Source organism: Thermostichus sp. MS-CIW-25, assembly GCF_054060015.1.
On the sequence record NZ_JBSSCS010000043.1, the window covers coordinates 1 to 21,043 of the forward strand.

General features: G+C 59.8%; 22 protein-coding genes. 4 read left to right on the forward strand and 18 right to left on the reverse strand.

Features of this window, described 5'->3' with window-relative positions:
* From ACVWZ1_RS12350 to ACVWZ1_RS12360, 3 genes are all read right to left on the reverse strand, one after another.
* On the reverse strand, positions 1-800 hold an 800-nt coding region (locus tag ACVWZ1_RS12350), incomplete at its 3' end, for a hypothetical protein (protein WP_457503529.1).
* Between the two features lie 21 nt (positions 801-821).
* Positions 822-1,691 (reverse strand): FkbM family methyltransferase, encoded by an 870-nt coding sequence (locus ACVWZ1_RS12355; RefSeq protein WP_457503530.1) that lies wholly within the window; start codon positions 1,689-1,691, stop codon positions 822-824.
* A gap of 21 nt (positions 1,692-1,712) precedes the next feature.
* Positions 1,713-3,227 carry an FkbM family methyltransferase gene (locus ACVWZ1_RS12360; protein WP_457503532.1) on the reverse strand — a complete coding sequence of 505 codons (1,515 nt, stop codon included), beginning with the start codon at positions 3,225-3,227 and terminating at the stop codon, positions 1,713-1,715.
* 391 nt (positions 3,228-3,618) lie between these two features.
* Between ACVWZ1_RS12360 and ACVWZ1_RS12365 the strand changes: the two genes are divergently transcribed.
* Both ACVWZ1_RS12365 and ACVWZ1_RS12370 read left to right on the forward strand, forming a co-directional pair.
* A complete protein-coding gene (locus tag ACVWZ1_RS12365; RefSeq protein ID WP_457503533.1) occupies positions 3,619-4,206 on the forward strand; it encodes a hypothetical protein in 588 nt (195 codons plus the stop codon).
* 50 nt (positions 4,207-4,256) lie between these two features.
* On the forward strand, positions 4,257-5,132 hold the full coding sequence (locus ACVWZ1_RS12370) for a hypothetical protein (protein ID WP_457503534.1): 876 nt from the start codon (positions 4,257-4,259) through the stop codon (positions 5,130-5,132).
* A 10-nt stretch (positions 5,133-5,142) separates the two neighbouring features.
* On the opposite strand, the gene ACVWZ1_RS12375 is transcribed toward ACVWZ1_RS12370, so the two are convergent.
* From ACVWZ1_RS12375 to rpmJ, 15 genes are all read right to left on the reverse strand, one after another.
* Positions 5,143-6,414: a class I SAM-dependent methyltransferase gene (locus tag ACVWZ1_RS12375; protein ID WP_457503536.1), complete on the reverse strand. Its 1,272-nt coding sequence runs from the start codon at positions 6,412-6,414 to the stop codon at positions 5,143-5,145.
* Between the two features lie 52 nt (positions 6,415-6,466).
* Positions 6,467-7,588 carry an ABC transporter ATP-binding protein gene (locus tag ACVWZ1_RS12380; protein ID WP_457503538.1) on the reverse strand — a complete coding sequence of 374 codons (1,122 nt, stop codon included), beginning with the start codon at positions 7,586-7,588 and terminating at the stop codon, positions 6,467-6,469.
* A gap of 261 nt (positions 7,589-7,849) precedes the next feature.
* A complete protein-coding gene (locus ACVWZ1_RS12385; RefSeq protein WP_011433199.1) occupies positions 7,850-8,290 on the reverse strand; it encodes an Hsp20/alpha crystallin family protein in 441 nt (146 codons plus the stop codon).
* A 196-nt stretch (positions 8,291-8,486) separates the two neighbouring features.
* Positions 8,487-8,780: a PepSY domain-containing protein gene (locus ACVWZ1_RS12390; protein WP_414355795.1), complete on the reverse strand. Its 294-nt coding sequence runs from the start codon at positions 8,778-8,780 to the stop codon at positions 8,487-8,489.
* 67 nt (positions 8,781-8,847) lie between these two features.
* Positions 8,848-11,472, reverse strand: coding sequence for a bifunctional aconitate hydratase 2/2-methylisocitrate dehydratase (gene acnB / locus ACVWZ1_RS12395; protein WP_457503540.1), 2,625 nt, complete (start codon positions 11,470-11,472; stop codon positions 8,848-8,850).
* A 93-nt stretch (positions 11,473-11,565) separates the two neighbouring features.
* On the reverse strand, positions 11,566-12,648 hold the full coding sequence (prfA, locus tag ACVWZ1_RS12400) for a peptide chain release factor 1 (RefSeq protein ID WP_457503542.1): 1,083 nt from the start codon (positions 12,646-12,648) through the stop codon (positions 11,566-11,568).
* Positions 12,649-12,702: 54 nt separating this feature from the next.
* Positions 12,703-12,927, reverse strand: a complete 225-nt coding sequence (gene rpmE / locus ACVWZ1_RS12405) for a 50S ribosomal protein L31 (RefSeq protein ID WP_011433195.1) — start codon at positions 12,925-12,927, stop codon at positions 12,703-12,705.
* Between the two features lie 76 nt (positions 12,928-13,003).
* On the reverse strand, positions 13,004-13,414 hold the full coding sequence (gene rpsI, locus ACVWZ1_RS12410) for a 30S ribosomal protein S9 (protein WP_011433194.1): 411 nt from the start codon (positions 13,412-13,414) through the stop codon (positions 13,004-13,006).
* A complete protein-coding gene (rplM, locus tag ACVWZ1_RS12415) occupies positions 13,411-13,866 on the reverse strand; it encodes a 50S ribosomal protein L13 (RefSeq protein WP_414355792.1) in 456 nt (151 codons plus the stop codon). Before rplM ends, rpsI begins: the two co-directional genes overlap by 4 nt.
* A gap of 45 nt (positions 13,867-13,911) precedes the next feature.
* Positions 13,912-14,769 (reverse strand): tRNA pseudouridine(38-40) synthase TruA, encoded by an 858-nt coding sequence (gene truA / locus ACVWZ1_RS12420; RefSeq protein WP_457503544.1) that lies wholly within the window; start codon positions 14,767-14,769, stop codon positions 13,912-13,914.
* A 13-nt stretch (positions 14,770-14,782) separates the two neighbouring features.
* A complete protein-coding gene (gene rplQ / locus ACVWZ1_RS12425) occupies positions 14,783-15,133 on the reverse strand; it encodes a 50S ribosomal protein L17 (RefSeq protein ID WP_414355790.1) in 351 nt (116 codons plus the stop codon).
* Between the two features lie 95 nt (positions 15,134-15,228).
* Complete coding sequence (locus ACVWZ1_RS12430) at positions 15,229-16,236, reverse strand: DNA-directed RNA polymerase subunit alpha (protein ID WP_414409115.1); 1,008 nt, start codon at positions 16,234-16,236, stop codon at positions 15,229-15,231.
* Between the two features lie 150 nt (positions 16,237-16,386).
* Positions 16,387-16,773 (reverse strand): 30S ribosomal protein S11, encoded by a 387-nt coding sequence (rpsK, locus tag ACVWZ1_RS12435; RefSeq protein WP_011433189.1) that lies wholly within the window; start codon positions 16,771-16,773, stop codon positions 16,387-16,389.
* Between the two features lie 84 nt (positions 16,774-16,857).
* A complete protein-coding gene (rpsM, locus tag ACVWZ1_RS12440; RefSeq protein ID WP_011433188.1) occupies positions 16,858-17,241 on the reverse strand; it encodes a 30S ribosomal protein S13 in 384 nt (127 codons plus the stop codon).
* A gap of 223 nt (positions 17,242-17,464) precedes the next feature.
* A complete protein-coding gene (gene rpmJ, locus ACVWZ1_RS12445; protein ID WP_011433187.1) occupies positions 17,465-17,581 on the reverse strand; it encodes a 50S ribosomal protein L36 in 117 nt (38 codons plus the stop codon).
* A 167-nt stretch (positions 17,582-17,748) separates the two neighbouring features.
* Between rpmJ and ACVWZ1_RS12450 the strand changes: the two genes are divergently transcribed.
* A complete protein-coding gene (locus ACVWZ1_RS12450) occupies positions 17,749-19,725 on the forward strand; it encodes a carboxypeptidase regulatory-like domain-containing protein (protein WP_457503546.1) in 1,977 nt (658 codons plus the stop codon).
* A gap of 88 nt (positions 19,726-19,813) precedes the next feature.
* The gene (locus tag ACVWZ1_RS12455; protein WP_414424564.1) at positions 19,814-20,875 is read left to right on the forward strand and encodes a carboxypeptidase-like regulatory domain-containing protein; all 1,062 of its coding nucleotides are present in this window, start codon (positions 19,814-19,816) and stop codon (positions 20,873-20,875) included.
* Positions 20,876-21,043 lie beyond the last annotated feature (168 nt).

Sequence of the window (21,043 nt, forward strand, 5' to 3'; positions counted from 1 at the left end):
ACCAGCGCCAGAGCCGAGGAATAGGCGCAGGCAAGCTCGGGATTGTTCAGGCTGAGGTAGCGAAGGCCTTCTCGTTGGGGCAGTTGCGCTTTGACAGGATCCACCTCCAGAGGACTGGGAAAGGCAAAGACCAGCTCGGTGCGGGAGAGCCTTTGGCCCTGCAGGATCTCCCAAGCTTGGCTGACAGCCTGGATGCCACGGTAATCAGCCAGCTGTTCGGGCAAGACGGCCAAGAAAAAAGGGCGAGTCAACTGAAACTTGCGGCGAAACTCGGCCATGGCATCGGGAGGAGCCGGCTTGGCCCAGCCTTCAATGGCCGGGTAGACTAGCGACATCTGCTCGGGAGGGATCCCGGGGTAGTGGGTTCGGAAGCCAGCAAGCACTTCATCGGAGAAGAAAACGTAGTGGGCAGCAGCCAAGATGGCGTTTTTCTTCTCGATGTATTCTGGATGAAACTGGCTGCCGGCCTCTGCTTCTAGGTCGTAGATGAAGGCGATGGAAGGGGTGGAGATGGGGGTGGTGTAGCCGGTGGAGAGAAACAGCCTGGCCTTGAGCTGGTCGCAGGCGCTCTGCAGGCCGGTGCGATCCTCATCTGCCTCTGCAAAAGCAAAGCGGGGGATCTCGGAAAAAAAAGTTCCCGGCGGCAGCCAAGTTTGCCCGCGGGTGAGCACCACAAACTCCGTTGCCTTCTTGGCCTTGACCCACTCTTCAATGAGGCTCAGCCACAGGTAGGACTGATCCAAAAGTGGAGAGCGAGAAAACCCTTCCGACTGCCAGATAACCCCATCAATGACGACCATCCCCCACCTCGTCTTGGCAACTTAAGAAACATTGAGAGCGGCAAACATTTTGGCCAGGTAGAAGTCTTTGTAGCGGGTTTGGGCAATTTGGTCATGGACGCCCAGGATGAAAGCTACCAGATCGTAGGACAGGTAAACCTCATGCAAAACCACCGCCATTGCCAGCCGCTGGCGCGGGGAGAGCCGACCCAAGTGCATAAAGTTTTTGACGTAAACATAGTCGCACCACAGCACTTGGGTGTAAGGGCGATAGGTTCTGGCTGAAAAGGGCTTGAGGCAGGCACCGAAGTTGCTGGTCATGCCGTGGAGGAGAAAGCCTTCTTCCCTAAGGGCAATATCTACGTCGCTGAAAAGAGGTTGGCCTTTGTAGAGGGGTATGTACTCGACTTCTGTTTGGATAACAGTAACACTCTGTAGAGTTTTTCTAGCGCCCCGGATAACATCCAGCTCAGCTCCCTGAACATCCATCTTGAGAAAGTCCACTTCGCCCAGTTCTGGAATGTCATCTAGCCGAGTAGTCTGGACTTCCTCGACCCGAGTTACCCGACAAACTTCCGCCAAGTTCTCAAAATGCTGGGCCAGCTCCTGATCGGGCTCATAAAGAGAGGAGGTGTAGCCGGCATTGGTGAAATAGAACTTGCGGCGGGATCCATCCCCAATGAAGTAGGGAAAGTACTGCCGCTTCACTTTGTCGGCGCGAGGAGCCTCGGCTAGGGCTCTGGCGTTGAGCTTTTCACACTCTTCCTTCTGGGGCTCAAATCCTATCACTTGGGCATGCCCTTCCTGAACCAGCTTGTCGAAGTTATCGCCGCCCAGAAACATCGCCCCCACGTCTGCAATTCGGATAAAAGGCATGTCTTTGCCGAGGATCTCGCTAATCGGGAAAGGCATTACTCTACTCCACAGAAACGGCTAGATCAGACCAGCTTTGCTCGCCAGAGAAAAGCGATTCGGATGCACGGCAACCAAGTTTAACGCAGTTGGCAGTTGCACAGAAGCCTGAACGGTACTGAGATCTTGGATCATCGGGTTGTAAACATAAATGAGATAGCCTAATTCGGCGAGAAGCTTCGCCGACTCCAAACCTGAAAACTGGCCGACATTTTGGTTTTCAAACAGGATTACCGGGCTGCAGGTCTCGATAAGTTTTCTCCCCCCCTTCAAAACGGGAACTTCTGCCCCTTCCGCGTCAATTTTGAGCAGATCGATGGTGGGCTTGCCCTCTGAGATCCACAGCTCGTCTAAGGTAATTTGCTGCACCGGCTTGGTTTCTTCTACAACCGACATGGGATCCGTGACGATGCGGTTGAAAACGCTGGCCCCTTCGCAAACCAAATAAACTTCCCGAGGCTCTTCGCCAACTGCAGCTTCCACGACCTGTACAGAGGGATCGAGTTGGTTTTGAGCAACAGTTGCCCGCAAGCACTGCAAACACCCCGGCGTGGGCTCGATGGCATAGACTTTCCCAGACTCGCCCACACAGCGGGCAAAGAGAAAGGTGTAAACCCCAACGTTGGCCCCCACGTCAATGGCGTTCATGCCCGGCTTGAGGATTTGCCGACACAGCTCGATTTCACTTTCAAACCAGCGATCTTGAGCCAGGAGGACGAAGGTTGCAATGCTCTTAAGGTCTGGCTCCAGCCTCAGCTTGTACCCCTCATACTGAGTCCAAATTTCCATACTGGCCACCGCCTCCGAGGCTGGATCTCCGTTAGGAGGCGTTTCTAACTCTTGCTCTGCTGAATCCGACTCCGCCTTGGAGGGATCCTGCCGCGGAATGTAGCGATCTAGAGCCAGTTGCAGCACTTGCAGGGCCCTGTCCTTCTGCCCAGGGAAATGGTCGGCTATTTTCTGCAGCAAGAAAGCCCCTTCCGGCTGCGCCTGCGCTGCCGCATTCATGGCAACCACCATTTGCGCCTCTAGATCCTCTGGGTCAATGGCTGCAGCCAGCCGCCAGTAGGGCAATGACTCCGGTCGATAGATAACCCCGCTGTGGTGGGCTAGCCAACGGGCTAGAGTGTGGAGGTAGCGCTCGCGGGGGCCAAGGCGGGAAGCAGAAGCGGCCTTAGAAGAGCGGCGGGCCTTTTTGCTAGCAGAAGCCAGACGAGGGGGATCCCAAGCGAGCTTGGGCTGGGATCCGGTTAGGCCCAAGCTGGGATCTTCTAGGTAACGCTGGGTCAAAAGCCGGGAGAGCAGCTCTTTTCCCTCTTGGAGGGCCGTGTAGCCGCTTCCCAAGGCCAAAAGGGCATGGAGGCGATTGAACTGGGAGGGGAGATGGTTGGGATCGAGATCCAAACCCTGCCGCCAGGCCGCCAGAGCCATGGCCCAAGCCGCACGTCGCTCCCGCGAGGTTTTGGCTTGCTGGGCCTTCAAGCAGTGAGAGATGCCCAGCTCGTTACATTCATCGGCAGTGGTGGGGATCCCCATGGCTTGGCTGACTAAGCTGCTGGACTATCCTATCACTTTGCCGGAACTCATCCTTCTCTGAAGCAGCAAAAGAGAGCATGCCTCTAACCCCCAAAACCCTGAACTTTGCTGAATTTACTGAGCTTTAAGCGGTTTGGCAAAAGTCATTGAGAGGGATATAGTAGACCAAGTTTCCCCCTGATCCTTGAGTCCACCGCAACGGTTGCCGGGAAGTGAAGGGGGAAAGCGCTCGGGGGGGTATTCCTCAGGGCTTTGCGGGATACCGCCTTCCTGCTCAGAGATAGGCAGGATGCGATCGCTTCTTTCCTGAACCATGTTCAGGAGAGTTCAGCGTGAATGTATCAGGTAGTCTATCTAGGGAAGCAGTGCTGCTTGTTGTTGAGGAGTGTTCATGGTACGCCGTTTCCCCGTCTGGATTGCTGCTGCCGCCTTGGCAGGAGGGATCGCCTGTACCCAGGCAGCTCCTGTGCAAACTCCTGACCAGGTGGTGAGCACTTTCATCGCTGCTGCCGAGAAGGGGGACTGGGGCACGGCAGACAGCTACCTGACCCAGCGCTTCAGCAATGCCCTCCGGCCGGGATCCCTGCCTTCGATTTGGGGCACGGTGGGGGAGAACGTGCAGGTGCGCAACCAAGAGGTGACCGGGAAGACGGCCTATGTCTGGGTGGAGGGCACCGACTCGCTGGAGGATGCGGCCCAGCGCCTGGGGCTGGATCCCTTGACGTTGCGCAAGTATTTGACCCAGCCGGATCTGGCGGATCCCACCTATCAGCAGTTGGCCCCGCAGTTGGTGGGTCTGCGCCTGGAGGGAGAGACGGTAACCTCCCGCGTCAAGATCACCCTCTACCAGCAAGACCGCGGCTGGCGAATTGAAGTGTGGCAGCCGGATAAGCCACCTGCTGCTTCGGGATCCCAGTCGGAAAACCCAGAAGAGACGGAAGCAACGGATCCCGCGCCATCTCCAACCGAGAATCCCTAGAGCTGTCGCCTTCAGGGAGATCTGGGAGCAAGAGTCATCTTGGGGAGGGTGTGGATGTGAGAGCGTGGTTTTTCTTGGTGCTGGCTCTGCTGCCCCTGGGGGGTTGCTGGCAGGCCAAAACGGCGGAGGAAACGCTGCAGGCGTTCGTCCAGGCGGCCAATGCTCGGGATTTTGCCACGGCAGAAGCCCTGCTCACTCCGCGGCTGCTGAAAGGGATCCCTCCGGGGGCCTTGGATCAATCGTGGCCCTCAGCGGAGGAGTTTACCCTCACCCCCATTCAAGCGGTGGGCAATACGGCCATTTTCCGGGTGGAGGCAATCCTGAAGCCAGAAGCGGTGGTGCCGACTTTGCGTTTCCAGTTCACTGCCGAGGAGCTGCAACGATTTTTAACAGAGCCGGATCGGGAGGATCCCCGGTTTCGCCCTTTTCGCTCTCAGTTGGGCTTCTACGAGCCTTTGCCGGAGGGTCGGCTGCGCGCAGTTATGGAGGTTACCCTCTATCGCCAGGCTCAAGGGTGGCGGGTGGAGTTGGCTCGGCTGCAGCCTTTAAATACAGAGGTTCTCTACGAGCCAATCAAGTTAGCGGAAGAAGCACAGCCTTTCCAACTAACTGGGACGGTGCGACTTCTCAACCGCAAGGAGGGCTGGATTGGGGTCAACTTGGAAAAAGTCAGCCCCAGCTTGGATCGCTACGCGGGCACGTGGGTCTCGGTGGTTCCTGCTGAGGATGTTCAAGTGACCCGCCTTGGCCGTTCTGCCAGTTGGCTGGATCTGCGCCCAGGCGATGCGGTGGAAATGGAAGGCACCGTTCGGTTCGCCGTCAACGTCGATGCGGAAGGGCGGATCCCGGCAGCCATTCGGGCCGAGCAAATCAGGGTGCTGCAGACCCTCACCCCCAGCCCCTCTCCCAGGGGGAGAGGGGGGTAGGTTCTTGAACTCAACGCAGCGGCGAGTGCAACAGCACCACCAGCCGCTCTTCAAGGAACTTGAGATTGGCCACCACTTGGTTAAAGGCCTCTTCGGGGGTCCAATCCATGAGATCTAGCGCCTTGGCCGCCAGGGCCTGTACAGGAACAGGCTCTTCTCCAAAAACATCGATCAACCAGCGCACCGAGAAGGGATCGATGGTGATGTTGCCCTCGGAGCCGGGCCAGCCGTTGATGTTGACCGGGCCATTGTCGCGGATGGCATTCTCAAAGGCAGCTTTGGCATTGAGCCTCAGCAGCAGGGGATGGGCGTGTACCGAGCCATTTCTCCATTCCTCGTTGCTGAAGGGTTGGGGAGAAGTGGCCCCGGTGGGGTGGCCACACCAGAAGTCGATCAGGCGGGTCAGGTTAGGAAAGATTAACTCGATAAAGTGCAGCAGCTCCTCTTGGTTGAGCTTTTTGATTTGGCGCAGAGCGTAGGGAACGGGCTTGGTGAGGACCCGCTCCAGCTTCCACTGCTGCCAATTGACCATGCTGATGAACTCCAGCCCGGCTTGGCGGAGCATCTCAAAGACCTGAGGTACGGTAAAGCCTTTGTCGCTGCGCAGCAGAAAGTTGGCCAGGATCCCATTGGTGGTTTTGATGGCATCCCCCTGCCAGTGGCTTTTGACGAAGCTGCCCTCGTGAAGGGCATCCATCAGCTCCCTGAGGATGGGAACGGCTTTGGCAGCCGGCTCATCCATCACCCCCAGCAGCTCCATGGCATCCTGCATGTTGAAAATAAACTGCCGCTGATAGAGGCTGTGGACATTGGTGCGGATGATGCCGTCCGGTTTGAGGACTTGGCGCATGCCTTTGAGCCCGGCCACCGGATCCTCTAGCAGGTAGAGGACGTCGTTGCAGGCGATGAAATCGAACTGTTGCCCCAGCGCCCTCATATCGGTGATATCCATCACCTCGAAGCGCACATCCGGGATCTGGTGAAACTCAAGGCGCTGCCGGGCCATTTTCAGGGATTCTGCCGAGATATCCACCCCGACGAAGGTGGCACCCGGATTGGCCGTGGCCAGCACAAGGGTCTCCCAGCCGGAGCCACAGCCGGCGTTGAGCATCACTTTGCCCTCGGGTTTGACCACCTTGCGGTTGCGGCGATAGTAAGCGGTGGTGAGGCTGTTGGCAAACAGCGCGAAGTTATCCGTAACCGTCTGCTCAATCGGGACATTCGGGTAGGGAAATTCGTCAAACTGCGCCTGAACCAACTTGGAAGTGGATTGCTCCGGCATAGGGATCCCTGCCTTTCTCAGCTTATCTAGGATTCTAAGGCGATCCCAGCGCTTATCCCAGCCGCTGCTCGGTTTCGGGATCGAACAGGTGGAAGCGATCCATGTCGAAGATCACTTCCGCCCACTGGTTGACGCGCAGCTGGGTACGGGGATCCACGCGGGCAATAAACTCCTGCTCGGCCAGGATCCCTTCTCGGTCGGCGGTGCTGAGATAGAGGATTACTTCATGGCCCACCAGCTCCGTTACCGAGACCTTAGCCCGCACCGGGGCAGGTTGGATCCCTGGGGGTTGGTAGTGGGGATCGTGGATGTTTTCCGGGCGGATGCCGAAGATGACCGACTTGCCGACGTATTGCCAATAGGGCTCTGCCTGGTGGGGCGGGATGGCCACGCGGAAGGCGCCGGTATCGATCCAGAGGGTGCCCTCCTGCTCCCGCAGCTTGGCCTGGAAGAAATTCATGGCGGGGCTGCCGATGAACCCGGCCACAAACAGGTTGGCCGGGCGGGTGTAGAGGGTGTGGGGGGTATCCACCTGCTGCAGGCGGCCATCCTTCATGACGGCGATGCGGTTGCCCATGGTCATGGCCTCCACCTGGTCGTGGGTAACGTAGATAAAGGTGGTGCCCAGTTGCATGTGCAACTTGCTGATCTCGGCCCGCGCCTGTACCCGCAGCTTGGCATCCAAGTTGGAGAGGGGCTCATCCATCAAAAACACCGCCGGATTGCGCACGATGGCCCGCCCGACGGCAACCCGCTGCCGTTGCCCACCCGAAAGTTCCTTGGGCTTGCGGTTGAGCAGGTGTTCGATCCCAAGGCGCTTGGCCACCCCCCTAACCCGGCTTTCGATCTCCGCCCGTGGCAGGCCGCGCAGCTTGAGGCCAAAGGCCATGTTCTCGGCCACGGTCATGTGGGGGTAGAGGGCGTAGGATTGGAAGACCATGGCGATATCCCGATCCTTGGGGGGGACATCGTTCACCCGTCGATCGCCAATGTAGATGGAGCCGGCGCTCACTTCTTCCAAGCCGGCCAGCATGCGCAGGGAGGTGGTTTTGCCGCAGCCGGAGGGGCCGACAAAGACGAGAAATTCCCCGTCTTCGACGGTGATGTTCAGGTCATGGACGGCGGTGGTGTCTCTGTAGCGCTTGGTAACGTGTTCGTAGGTAACGCTGGCCATGCTCTCAACCTTGGCTCCGTTGCGCACTCAAACCCTATCCAAAGCGGCGGGCAAAAGTCAAATGGGGTTCGGTTTAAGTTCGCTAGGGAAGGCTGGGGATCCCTGCAGCGAACCCGATTTATTCCTGCTTGAAATGAGCGCAAGCTGAAAAACCAAAACGCAAAAAAGGACTAAAAAAGGGTAGGCGATGAGCCTACCCCTATGGGATCTTTTTTCCTCATGGAAAATTGCCTAACCTCAGAGCAGCTTCAGCTACGCCCATCAGGAGACAACGCTCACTTTAACCACTTGGGCTTTTTCAGAGTCTGCCTTGGGCAAGGTGAGGGTGAGGATCCCATCTTTGTATTCGGCTTTCACCTGATCGTGTTTGATCCGGTTCGGCAGTGGGATCACCCGTTGGAAGCGCCCATAACGGAATTCAGTCCGGGTTACCCCTTTGTCTTCAGAGCGCTTCTCAAATCGCCGTTCCCCGGTGATGGAGACCGCTTCGGCTGTGGCTTGGATATCCAAGTCGTTGGGGTTCAAGCCGGGCAGCTCCAGCTTCAGGGTAATGGTTTCGGGATCATCGTGCATCTCCACTGCCGGCATGAAGGCGAAGCCGTCGGCCTCGGTGGTGCGAGGAATCAACCGGTCGAACATCCGGTTCATTTCCCGTTGAATTTCGTCAATTTCACGAAATGGATCCCAGCGGACAAGAGCCATAGAGCATCCTCCTCCTCTATTACTTTGCTTTTTTGACTTCCAGTTCGAGTTTGGAGCTTAGCTTTTGGGGCTCAACTTTAGAGGTGCAAGCAAAACCTCTATGCTTCTAGTGTATTCAAATCTATTCCGAGAAGTGTAGGGTTTTCTGGAATGTTTCTTAGGTATTTACCCTACAGGTTTATCCATCCAAAACCCTCTAGGACTCCGTATGTTTGGGGCGGCGATGGGGTTTTGTGGGTAACCACATACTGAGGCCGGTGGCCACCATCACCAGCAGCCCCAGTCCGTTTAAGAAGGGGTAAACCGCTTGCAGGTCGAGGGGGCCCCACTGCCCTTTGTGGATTTGGATCAGCCAGTAGTAGTCGAAGTTTTCGTTAAGGCGGGCAATTTGATACAGGGATCCCGTCAGCACCGTCACCACCAACGGCAGGGCCAGAATGGGGGCAAGGGTGCGGTGGATGCGGCGGATCCTCTTTGGATTCAGGGCCATTGAGCTTTCTCCAGGGCAATGGGGCGATCCCTGCCATGCTATCAGGGCAGCTAGCCCCTATTCTCGCTCAAGAACGGCTCCTGGACAGCTCCTCCACGTGCTGCCGCGGGATGACCCGTCCTTCGTCCTCAAAGCCAGGGATCTCGTGGAAGTTGAGGTAGCGGTACAGCTCGCCGGCAAAGGGCTGGATCTTGGTGGAGACGATCTCTCGGTACTCCTCAGGGGTGGGGATCCGGCCCAAAAGGGCGCAGGCGGCGGCCAGCTCGGCGGATCCCAGATAAACCCGCGCGTCTTTGCCCATGCGGTTGTTGAAGTTGCGGGTGGAGGTGGACATGACGGTGGCCCCGTCTTCCACGCGGGCTTGGTTGCCCATACACAAGCTGCATCCCGGCATTTCCGTTCTGGCCCCGGCGGCAGCAAAGATGCCGTATACGCCTTCCGAGCGCAGTTGTGCCTCATCCATGCGGGTGGGCGGACAGATCCAGAATTGGCGCACCTTGGCCCGCCCTTGGCCTTCCAGGATTTTGGCGGCGGCGCGGTAGTGGCCGATGTTGGTCATGCAGGAGCCGATGAAAACTTCGTCAATCTTGATCGGCGTATCGGGGTTGCCGGCGGCGTGTTGGGCATGGACTTCGCTCAGGGTCATCACCTTGTCGGGATCGTTGGGGGCACAGACAATTGGCTCGGTGATGGTGCTGAGGTCGATTTCGATGACTTCGGCGTATTCAGCGTCGGCATCCGCCTCCAGGAGGGTGGGGCTGGCCAGCCAGGCTTCCATTTTGGCGATGCGCCGCAGCAAGGTTCTCGCATCCTGGTAGCCGCGGGCAATCATGTTTTTCAGCAGCACCACGTTGGAGCGCAGATATTCTGAGACCGTCTCGAGGCTCAGCTGGATGGTACAGCCGGCACAGTTGCGCTCTGCCGAGGCATCGGTAAACTCGAAGGCTTGCTCCACCTTCAGATCCGGCAGGCCCTCGATCTCCATGATGCGCCCGGCAAAGACGTTTTTCTTGCCTTTTTTCTCAACGGTGAGCAGCCCCCTCTGAATGGCCACGTAGGGGATGGCATGGACAATATCCCGCAGGGTGATCCCCGGCTGCAGTTCCCCCTTAAAGCGCACCAGCACCGATTCCGGCATGTCCAAGGGCATCACCCCCATGGCGGCGGCAAAGGCCACCAGACCGGATCCCGCCGGGAAGGAGATCCCCAAGGGGAAGCGGGTGTGGGAGTCGCCCCCGGTGCCGACGGTATCCGGCAGGAGCATGCGGTTGAGCCAGGAGTGGATAATGCCATCGCCGGGACGCAGGACAACGCCCCCGCGGGAAGCGAAAAAGTCGGGCAGCTCTTTGTGGATCTGGATGTCCACCGGCTTGGGATAGGCGGCGGTGTGGCAGAAGCTCTGCAGCACTAGGTCGGCGTTGAAGCCCAGACAGGCCAGCTCCTTCAGCTCATCACGGGTCATGGGGCCGGTGGTGTCCTGGGATCCCACCGTGGTAATGAGGGGCTCACAACTGGTGCCCGGGCGCACGCCTGGCAGCCCACAGGCTTTGCCCACGATTTTTTGCGCTAGGGTATAGCCTTTGCCGGTGTCTGCCGGTGGAGTGGGGCGGATAAACAAGGTCGAGGGAGGCAAACCCAAGGCTTGGCGGGTTTTGTCGGTGAGGGCACGGCCAATCAACAGGGGAATGCGTCCCCCCGCCCGCACTTCGTCGGGGAGGGTCACGGGCCGCAGGGAAAAGGTGGAGAGAACCTGGCCGGCCTCAGAGCGGATCACACCTTCGTAGGGGCAAATGGTAACCACCATGCCGGTTTCCAGGCGGGAGACATCGCACTGGATGGGCAAGGCCCCGGCATCTTCGGCGGTGTTGAAGAAGATGGGCGCAATGGTGCCCCCCAGGATCACCCCCCCGGCCCGCTTGTTGGGCACATGGGGAATGTCGTGGCCGATGTGCCAGAGCAGCGAGTTGAGGGCGGATTTGCGGGAGGAGCCGGTGCCCACCACATCCCCCACAAAGGCAACGGGATGGCCGCGGCGCTTCAGCTCGGCAATGGTGACCAGGGATCCTGGAGCGCGGGACTCCAGCATGGCCTGGGCGTGGAGGGGGATATCCGGGCGGGTGGTGGCGTGGGCGGCGGGGGAAAGGTCGTCGGTGTTGATCTCGCCGGCAACTTTGAACACCGTCACGGTGATGGCTGCGGCCAGGGGGTCTTTGGCGGTAAACCATTCGCCATTGGCCCAGGACTCGATCACCTGTTGGGCATAGGCATTGCCGGACTGGCTCAGCTCCAGCACGTCGTGAAAGGCATCGAAAACCAGCAGGGTGTGGCTGAGGGCGCGGGCTGCTGCCGCTGCGATCTCATGCCGCGCATCCTGCAACAGATCCAGCAAAACCTGGACGTTGTAGCCCCCCAGCATGGTGCCCAAGAGCTCCACCGCCCGCAGGGGAGTGATCAACGGGGATTCAACCTCCTCCTTGGCCACAGCGGCCAAAAAGCCCGCTTTCACATAGGCGGCTTCATCGACCCCCGGCGGGACGCGCTCTGTTAAGAGGTGCAACAAAAAGGCTTCTTCGCCGGCAGGCGGGGCCTTCAGGAGCTCGCACACCTGGCTGGTCTGGGCAGCGTTTAAGGGCAGCGGCGGGATCCCTTGGGCCTCGCGGGCAGCGGCGTGTTGGCGGTATTCGGCCAGCATGGGGAGTCTGGGTTCTCGACGTGAGTATTCATTCTATCGCCAGCTTGGCAGAAGAAAGGTTCTCAGGAAGGGATCCATCCGGCCAAAGCCAGCCTAGGACAACTCCGCCAGCAGCTCTCTCTGGTAAAGGCCAATGCAGGCTTGGATCAGGTCGTCCAGCTCCCCATCCAAAATGGGCTGCAGCGGGAAATTTTGGTTAAGGCGGTGGTCGGTAACGCGGTTGTCCTTGTAGTTGTAGGTGCGAATTTTTTCCGAGCGGGATCCCGTTCCCACCTGCATGCGCCGAGCAGAGCTAATGGAGGCCTGTTGCTCCTGCAGCTTCATCTCGTAGAGTTTGGCCCGCAAAATCTGCATGGCCCGCTGGCGGTTCTGCAGCTGGGAACGCTCCTCGGTACAAAACACCCGGATCCCGGTGGGCTTGTGGAGAAGATCCACCGCCGTCTCCACCTTGTTCACGTTTTGGCCGCCTGCCCCCCCGGAACGTGCCGTTTTGATTTCGATGTCTTTCGGGTCGATGACCACCTCCACCTCGTCCACCTCTGGCATCACCGCCACCGTGGCCGTCGAGGTGTGGACACGGCCTTGCGCTTCGGTGACGGGCACCCGCTGCACCCGATGCACGCCAGCTTCAAACTTGAGCTTGCTGTACACCTGATCCCCTTGAATCTCCAGGATCGCCTCTTTGTAGCCCCCCAGCTCTCCTTCGGAGAGGCTGGCCAGACGCACCGACCAGCCCAGCTTTTCGGCGTAGCGGGTGTACATGCGGGCCAGATCCGCCGCCCACAGCGCCGCCTCCTCCCCACCGGTGCCAGCGCGAATCTCCAACATAATGTTCTTGTCGTCGTTGGGATCCCGGGGCAGCAGCAGCAGGGTGAGCTTTTCCTCCAGTTGTTCTTGGCGGGCCCGCAGTTGCTCAAGTTCCGCTCTTGCCATCGCCTCCAGCTCCGGGTCGGAGGCCGATTCCCGCAAAAGTTCTTCCGTCTGTTGCAGATCGCGATTCAGCTTTTGCCAGTCGTGAAAAGCCTGGACGGTGGCCTCCAAGGAGGAGCGGGCCTTGGCAATCCGCTGCAGCTCAGCTGGATCCGTGGCCACGTCCGGATCGGCCAAGCGCACCGTCAGCTCCTGAAAGGTGGCTTCGACATTCTTAAGCTGGTCGATCAGTTGAGCAGAAGCCATAGACTCGCAATACCCAGGAATCCAAGTATTGCCCACACCCAGATGGGGGAACCTCTACTTGGCCTTTTTGCCACCGCTCATGCCGTATTTGCGCATGAACTTCTCCACCCGGCCTTCGCTGTCGATGATCTTCTGGCTGCCGGTGAAAAAGGGATGGTTGCCCGACCAAACATCCACCTTGAGCTCCGGCTTGGTGGATCCCACCGTCATCACCACTTCGCCGTTGCAGATGACTTTGGCTTCTGGATACCACTGCGGGTGCAATCCTTTCTTGGGCATAACCCTTTCCTCCTCTGGGCCTGTTTCTATACCCTTGTCTATCAACATCTTCCTCTAAAAACAACGGCAGGGATCCCTAGCGCTTCGAGTACTGGGGAGCCTTGCGGGCCTTGCGCAGGCCGTATTTCTTCCGCTCCACGGCGCGCGGATCCCGTTTCAGATAACCCTCTACTTTCAAAGGGCCGCGATTGGCCGGATCCACCTCGCAGAGGGCGCGCGCCACCCCCAGCTTGATCGCATCCGCCTGGCCGTGAACGCCGCCGCCATGGGCTCGCACCAGAATATCGTAGGAGTTTTCCAGACCAAGGATCTCCAGCGGCCCCTTCACACTGGCCAGCAGGGCTTCTTGATACTGCAGATACTGGTCTCCCGGCCTGTCATTGATGATGATTTTGCCCGTGCCGGGCACCAAACGCACGCGGGCAACGGCGGTTTTGCGGCGTCCCGTTCCCCAATAAACGGCTCGTTGGCTGCTCGCTTGAGTCATGCTTTGGCTCCTGGGATCGTGTTGAGGGGATAAACCTGGGGTTGCTGGGCCTCATGAGGGTGGCTCGGCCCGACATAAACTTTTAGCTTGGTGAATTGCCGCCGGCCCAAACGGGTGTGGGGCAACATTCCCTTGACCGCTTTTTCCACCACCCGCTCCGGCAGGCGCGCCTGCAGTTGGGCAAAGGTTTCCACTTTCATGCCGCCAGGACGGCCGGAGTGGCGGCGGTAGAGCTTTTGGGTGCGCTTTTTGCCAGTGACCACCACTTTCTCAGCGTTGATCACAATTACATAGTCCCCCGTATCCAGGTGAGGGGTGAAGTCCGGTTTATGCTTACCCCGCAAGAGGGTGGCCACAGCGGCGGCCAAGCGGCCCAGGCGCTGATTGGCAGCATCCACCAGATACCAGCGGGGCGCCAGAGTTTCGGGGTTGGGAAGGGGAGTTTTGTTCATGGCAGGCAAGGAAACATATCAGGACAAGCTTGGAGATCACCCAGATCAACCGCAGGAATGGGCCAACGCAGCCGGCGACCGGAGGGCGGAGGGAGGCTCTGTGGGCAAGGCCCAAAAGGGCAGCGAGTGGGCGAACTGTTGACCGAAGGGATCCGCAGCATAGCCCACATCCGTCAGGCACAGCCCTTGCGGAGGAGCGCTGTAGCGGGTGCGCATCTGGCTCCAGTCGTTGTGTTGCCACAGGTGGACAAACTGTGCCGGGCTGAGCTGGCCCCGGCCCACCACCTCTAGGGATCCCACCAAGAGCCGCATCATCCGGTAGAGGAAGCCGCTGGCCTGCACCTCGATGCTGATCAAGTCCCCCAGCCGCTGGCAGAGCACCTCCTGCACCTGTACCCGCGAGTGGGGCCGATCCGATCCCCGCCGCCGGAAGGCTTCCAAGCTGTGCTCCCCCAGCAGGGAATTCAGGGCTTCCGCCATCGGCTCCACCTGCAGAGGCCAACGCACTTGCCAGCTAAAGAGGCGCCAGAACACATCCGGTCGCTCCCGGTTCAGGATCAGGTAGCGGTAACGGCGCCAGCGAGCCGAAAAGCGGGCGTGCCAGGAGTCAGGCACTTGAGCAGAAGCCAGCACTACCACATCTTCCGGCAGACAGTCGTTCAGCACCCTCGACCACTCCGCCGCAGGAATGCCGGAGGTGGTGTCGAAGTGGGCCACCTGGCCTGCAGCATGAACCCCCGTATCGGTGCGGCCTGCCCCATAGAGGGTCACCGGATGTCCCGCCCGCGACGCAATTGCCTCCTCCAGTACCCCCTGCACGGTACGGCGGGACGCCTGGCGCTGCCAGCCACAGAACCCGCTGCCGAGGTACTGAATTCTCAGGGCAATGCGACGGTACGGCATGGATCCCTTCCTGCTACACCAGCTCGATAACCGCCATTTCTGCTCCATCGCCCCGCCGATGCACGGTGCGCAGGATGCGGGTGTAGCCACCGGCCCGATCCCGGTAGCGCTCAGGAGCCTGCTCGAACAGGGAGCGCACCAAATCCTTGTCGTAGATATAGGCCAGCGCCTGTCGCCGCGCCGCCAGGGATCCCTCTTTGGCCAGGGTAATCATCTTCTCAGTGGTGGCCCGAATGGCTTTGGCGCGGGCTTTGGTGGTGGTGATCCGCCCTTCCCGCAGCAGAGCCGTGGTCAGCGCCCGCATCAGGGCCTTGCGCTGGTCGGCGGGCTTGTTGAGGTGGGGGGTACGACGGCGGTGGCGCATGGTAACCTCTGCCTTTTGTCCTACAGTCTTCGGGGATCCTTGGGTTTTGACGCGGTCGTGCCGGCGGTGCCGATACTTTGGACGGAACCTGAACCCTACGCCTTGCCCTTTTCGCGGGTGCGGGGCAGCGTCAGACCAAAGCGGTTTTTCAAGGCCTGCACCACCTCTTCGGCAGATTTCTGGCCAAAGTTTTTGATCTCCAGCAGATCTTCCTCGGTGTAGACCAGCAGATCGGCCACCGTGTTGATCTGAGCTCGCTTCAGGCAGTTGTAGGCCCGCACCGATAGCTGCAGCTCCTCGATGGGGATCTGGTTTTTCTGGTTGTCCTCGGCTGGCTGGGGCGGCACAGGGGTATCGAAGCTGACCTCCTGCAGCGGCGAGAACAAGCCCACCAAAATGCGGGCGGCTTGGCTGAGGGCCTCTTGCGGGGTGAGGCTGCCGTTGGTCCAGACTTCCAATATTAGCCGATCTTTTTCCAAAGATTGGCCGACCCGGGCTGCTTCCACGGCGTAGTTCACCTTGCGCACCGGCATGAAGACAGAGTCGATCTGCAGAAAATCGATTGCCATCGCCTTGCTGTCAGAGTAATCGACGGCGCGGTAGCCATGTCCTCGGCCAATCATGAACTCCATTTCCAAAATTGCCCCTTCCGCCAGGGTGGCAATGTGGTGACGGGGGTTGATCACCTCCACGTCGCTGGGCAATTGCAGCTTCTCGGCGGTGACTTCCCCTGGCCCCTGAGCCACCAAACGGCCCACCTGAGTATCGGGAGCGGTGGAGCGCAGCACCAACTCCTTCATGTTCAGAAGGATCTCCATCACGTCTTCCCGCACCCCCGGCACCGTGGAAAACTCGTGGCTCACCCCGGCAATGCGTACAGCGGTCACCGCCGTCCCTTCTAGATTGGAGAGCAACACCCGCCGCAAAGCGTTGCCCACCGTGATCCCTTGGCCGCGCTCCAGTGGCCCCAGAGCAAATTTGCCGTAGTGAACGCCGTTATCATCCCGATGAGATTCAACACACTCGGTCTGGTAAGCAACAGCGCTTGAGCTCGCTTTGCTGCCGAGAGAGTGGGGGAGGGTTCGGCTGGTTTGAATCATCATAGTGGCCCCGTCCGTCTGGCTCGATATCCGTTTGGAGAACTGATGAAACTTCGAGGTCATCTCACGCTTGGGCAGACCTTCGCTGGGGCATGGCGTAGCTCTGGAGAAAACCCCCTACAGACGCTCGACCAGCCCTCAACGCGGGATCCTTCAGACACGCCGCCGCTTGGGAGGACGGCAACCGTTGTGGGGAATGGGGGTAATATCTCGAATCAGAGTAATTTCCAGGCCCGTTGCCTGTAGAGCGCGAATGGCGGTTTCCCGACCGGCTCCCGGCCCGCTCACCATCACTTCGATCTGGCGCATGCCGTTCTCCATGGCTTGACGCGCCGCACTTTCTGCTGCCATTTGGGCGGCGAAGGGAGTGCCCTTTTTGGCCCCTTTGAAGCCCGTAGAACCTGCCGAGGCCCAAGACACCACATCGCCGTTGGGATCCGTGATGGTGACGATGGTGTTGTTGAAGGTGGACTGAATGTAGGCCACCCCATTGGGGATGTTCTTTTTGACTTTACGTCCGCGCCGTTGCTGCCGAGCCATGATCCAGGTGTCCTTGCAATCGACTGTTTGGGGTTGGGATTCGGGATGGTGGAAGAGTTTTGCCTTCCGCGCAAAGCCGAGCGACTACTTCTTGGCAGGAGCTTTCTTCTTGCCGGCCACCGTTTTCCTGACCCCCTTGCGGGTGCGGGCGTTGGTGCGGGTGCGCTGACCACGCACGGGCAGACCCAGGCGATGGCGACGACCTCGATAGGTGCCGATGTCGATCAGCCGCTTGATGTTCATCGCCTCCTGGCGGCGCAGATCCCCTTCTACCTGGTATTCGCCCTCCACCACCGTCCGTAGGGCGGCCACCTCAGCGTCGGTGAGGTCGCGGGTACGAGTATCCGGATTGATACCGGTCTTCGCCAAAATCTGGCGGGAGCGGGTTAGCCCAATGCCGTAAATGTAGGTGAGGGCAATCTCCACTCGCTTTTCTCGGGGGATGTCAACTCCCGCAATCCGTGCCATAGTCAGGGGTACCTTTCAAATCAAACCAACTCGAACACACTTGCCCAGTAAGGATTGAGTTGCCTGCCTGAGATGGGATCCTCATTCAGAGAAATGTTGCTGTAGAGATGCCGGTCTTGGGATCCATGCTCACCGAGAGGTCTAGCCAACGTTTTGCTCGGTTGTGTCGGAAGCCTTTGCCTCTGTCTCCCGTTGCAGGCTGAACCCACCCACCATCGACCCTCTAGCCCTGCCGCTGCTTGTGCTTGGGGTTGGAAGAACAAATGACCATCACCCGACCGTGGCGGCGGATGACCCGGCATTTTTCGCAGATCCGACGGACGGAAGGCCGTACCTTCATGGTTGATCCTGACAAAACCAGCGAATATCCATTCTATGTTCGTCTGGGCAGCCTGTCAAAAAATGGGTTTGGGCTTTCCGGCACCGAGGGGACGGTCGGGTTGGCTATGCTGGTTGGGCAAGGATCTCCTGAGTCAAAGCAGGCGCGGCTGTGGAGTGAGGAAGGTCATGCGGTGGCAATGGCTGGTTGTGCTGAGCAGCGTGCTGGGGCTGGGATCCCCCGTGCTGGGGCAAGGGATCCCTTTGCCGGCAGCAGGCTCCTCCTCTGCGGTGGAGAACTTTTCGACGGACGGGAACGGCCTGAGGACAGAGGGGGATTGGCTTTTGCCGTTGCGCAGCTCTGCCGATCGCATCGATGGGGTACCGGATCGGGGCTGGGTTGCGGTTGGGCTGTTGGAGGAGCAGGCCGTGACCCTGCTGGATGGGGCCAGCGGGGATCCCTTGTGGCAGGTGGCGGTGGGGTTTGCCCCCAGTGTGGTGCGGGTGGATGAGGCACGGCAGGTGGTCTACGCCTCTGGCCCCAATGCCCCTGGGCTGGTGGCCCTCGATCTGCTGACGGGGGAGCTGATTCAGGCTTATGGGTTGCCGGCGGGAGTTTTGGATATTGCCGTGGATGGGGTCACAGGGCGGGTTTTCGCCTCCATGCCTTCTGCCCAAAGTCTGGCGGTGATGGCTGCTCCCCTGCGCGTCAGCGGTGCGCAAAGCGACCCCTCAGAGCAGCCGCAAGCCCGCAATTTGCCGATGCCCGGCCCCCCTTTGGCGCTGGCCTATGATGCGGAGCGGGGATCCCTGTTTGTGGGTCTAGCCGGGGAGGATCCCCTCAGTTTGCTGGTGGTCAACCCAGACAATGGGGAGTTGTTGGCCCGTTGGCGCGGCGGCAATACTCCGGAAGCGATGGCTTTGGATGCCGAACGGCAACGCTTGGTGGTGCTCAACTCGGGCAGCCAAGATCTAACAGTGCTGGATCTGAGCCGCAGCGGCGAGGCCCTGCAGCGGGTTGGCCTGGATTGGCGACCGACGCGGCTGGCCCTTTCCCCGGATGGACGTTGGGCTTACGTGACCTCCCGCGATAGCGACCGCCTGCAGCTGGTGGATTTACAGACGGGGCGATTGGTGGCCTCGCTGCGGCTGCAGGGACAGCCGACGGGTCTGGTGATGCTGGGGGAGCGGGATTTGTGGGTGGTGGCAGCAGGGATCCCAGCTTTGCGCCGTTTGCAGGATATTCAGGCTCAAGTTGGCGACGGCGGGACAGAGGTCCTGAACGGGGGAGTCCCCTCTCCAGGCAACCGCGGTGTGGTGACCGGGCGGGTGCTGGATATTGCCGGCCAACCCGTTCAGACGGGGGTTTTGCACTTGGCCGCCACGCCAACCCAACCCAGGCAAACCGTCCGCATTGCTGCCGACGGCACTTACGTGCTGCCGGAACTGCCGGCCGGCCTGTATTTGGTGGATGTGGAGGTGCCGGGTTTTCCCCTGACCAGCACCCAGGTGGAAGTCCGGGCCGGCTTTGTCTCCACTCAGGATATTCGTCTGCCGCCCGGGGAACCGACCCGCCAGCCGGAGGGCATTGGCCTTTTGCCCGATGAACCCGTTTACTCGGATGAGCTGGCCCGCCACCTCAGCATGGCCCTGAAGGAGTTGCAGCCCCAGCGACCGGTGATCCTCTTGAAGGGGCCTTTGGGGCCGGATCCTCGGTTTGAGCCGCTTCTGCCCCTCACCCAGGGCCTAACGTTGTTGGATCGGGATGAGCGCTACACCTCCGATTTGGCCAAGCTGAAGGCCATCGGGGATGCCCTGGGATTGCGCTACATCCTTTTGACCCAGATGCAGATCTCGCGGGACTACAACCGCCAGGGCAACTCTCTGCTGAATACGGCCTTACGCTTTGTGGCCCCGACGGTGCCGGTGGAAATTCCCAATTTCACCCCCAACCAGTTGCGCAGCCGCGGGGTGGTGGTGGTGGTGGACTTGCAGAGGGATCGGCCTGGGGATCGGGCTCGCTACTACGAAGCCTATGGGCGGGATGATGTGGGCGGGGATCCGATGTTTGAAGATGCGGCAGCGGGCCTGTTTCGGCTGCAGGTGCGCAACATGGTGCCGGTGTTTGTCCAACAATGGCAAACCAACAACCCCTTTTCTGGGTGAGGATCCCTGCAGCAGGATCTTGCCCTGTTCGCGTCAGGGGTGCGGAGCAGAATAGAACCGACTGCTACTACCGGATGCAACCTTCGCCATGCCTTTTTTCTTCTTTCATCCTCTCCGGCACAGGATTAGCTATCGCTACGCAACGCTCTCGCGAACAGGCAGTCTGGCCCTCTGCGGCTGGCTGGCACTGGCTTCAGGAGCGCTGGCTCAGGCTCCGGCCACCCCCATTCCGCGGTTGACGCCGTTGTTTCCCTCCCAAAACAGAGGGCAGCCCCAGGGAACAGCACGGCTGGTGGGGCAGGTGAGCAACAGCGTGGGGCAACCTGTGGCGGGGGCACAGGTGCAGTTGGAGGGCATGGAGAACCCCAATCAGCCGATTCAAACCGATGAGCGGGGCGCTTTTGAGCTAGACCAAGCCCCAGCCGGGCGTTGGCTGTTGACGGTGTGGCACCCCGACTATGAAAAGGCAGAGCAGGAGATCCTGCTGCAAGGGGGCCTGACCACCCCTGTGGATGTGGTTTTGCAGGTGCCCATTCGGCCTCAACCCCGTCGTCGCCTTGGCATTTTGGGGGTGGGAGGGTTGGAGCATACCCAACTGTTGGGCCAGCGCCTGGCCATAGAGGCGGTGCGTCTGGGCTTGATCCCCAACGGCGAGAAGGTGGTGCCCCTGGACAACCGTCGCATTCAGCCCATTTTGCAGAAGGTGGGCTGGCCCATCTACGAGCTGTTTGAGTGGGATCGCCGCAAGCCGGAGGCGGTGGGCCAATTTTTCGATTACCTGGGCCTGGAAGCCATCGTCATCGCCCGCGTCGATGTCCTCACTCGACCAGCTTCGCCAACGGAGCTGAGCCTGCGTTCCCGCAGCCGCCTGGAACTGTGGCGGTTTGATGAGCAAGGCAACCTTGTGGTAGATATCCTGGCCGAGGCCAGTCGCGATCAGGTGGAGCGGAGCAACCTCAATGCTGCCGAGCTGGCCCAGCTTTATCAAATCCAAGTCACCCAGATGGCTGCTGAGGTGGGATCCCGCTGGAAGGAGCATCACCCGCTGGCCCAGTACCTAGAACTGGCTCAGGGAGAAGCCCCACCCCCACGCTCTCGCCTGGATACGGCTGTAGAGCTGCGCATCCCCTCTGCCACACCGACTCCCTAGGTCTTAAGCAGAACAGCTCCGGGATCTCTTCTATTGTCGTGAAAGGGATTGTCCTCGTGAAAGGGATTGTCCTGTAAACTACCCGACCCTGACTGCTTCGCAGTACAGGGCGGGCTTAAGGCCTCCGGCCCGCTGGCGCGAACGGTAGCCCTGCAGTTGGCAAGCCAA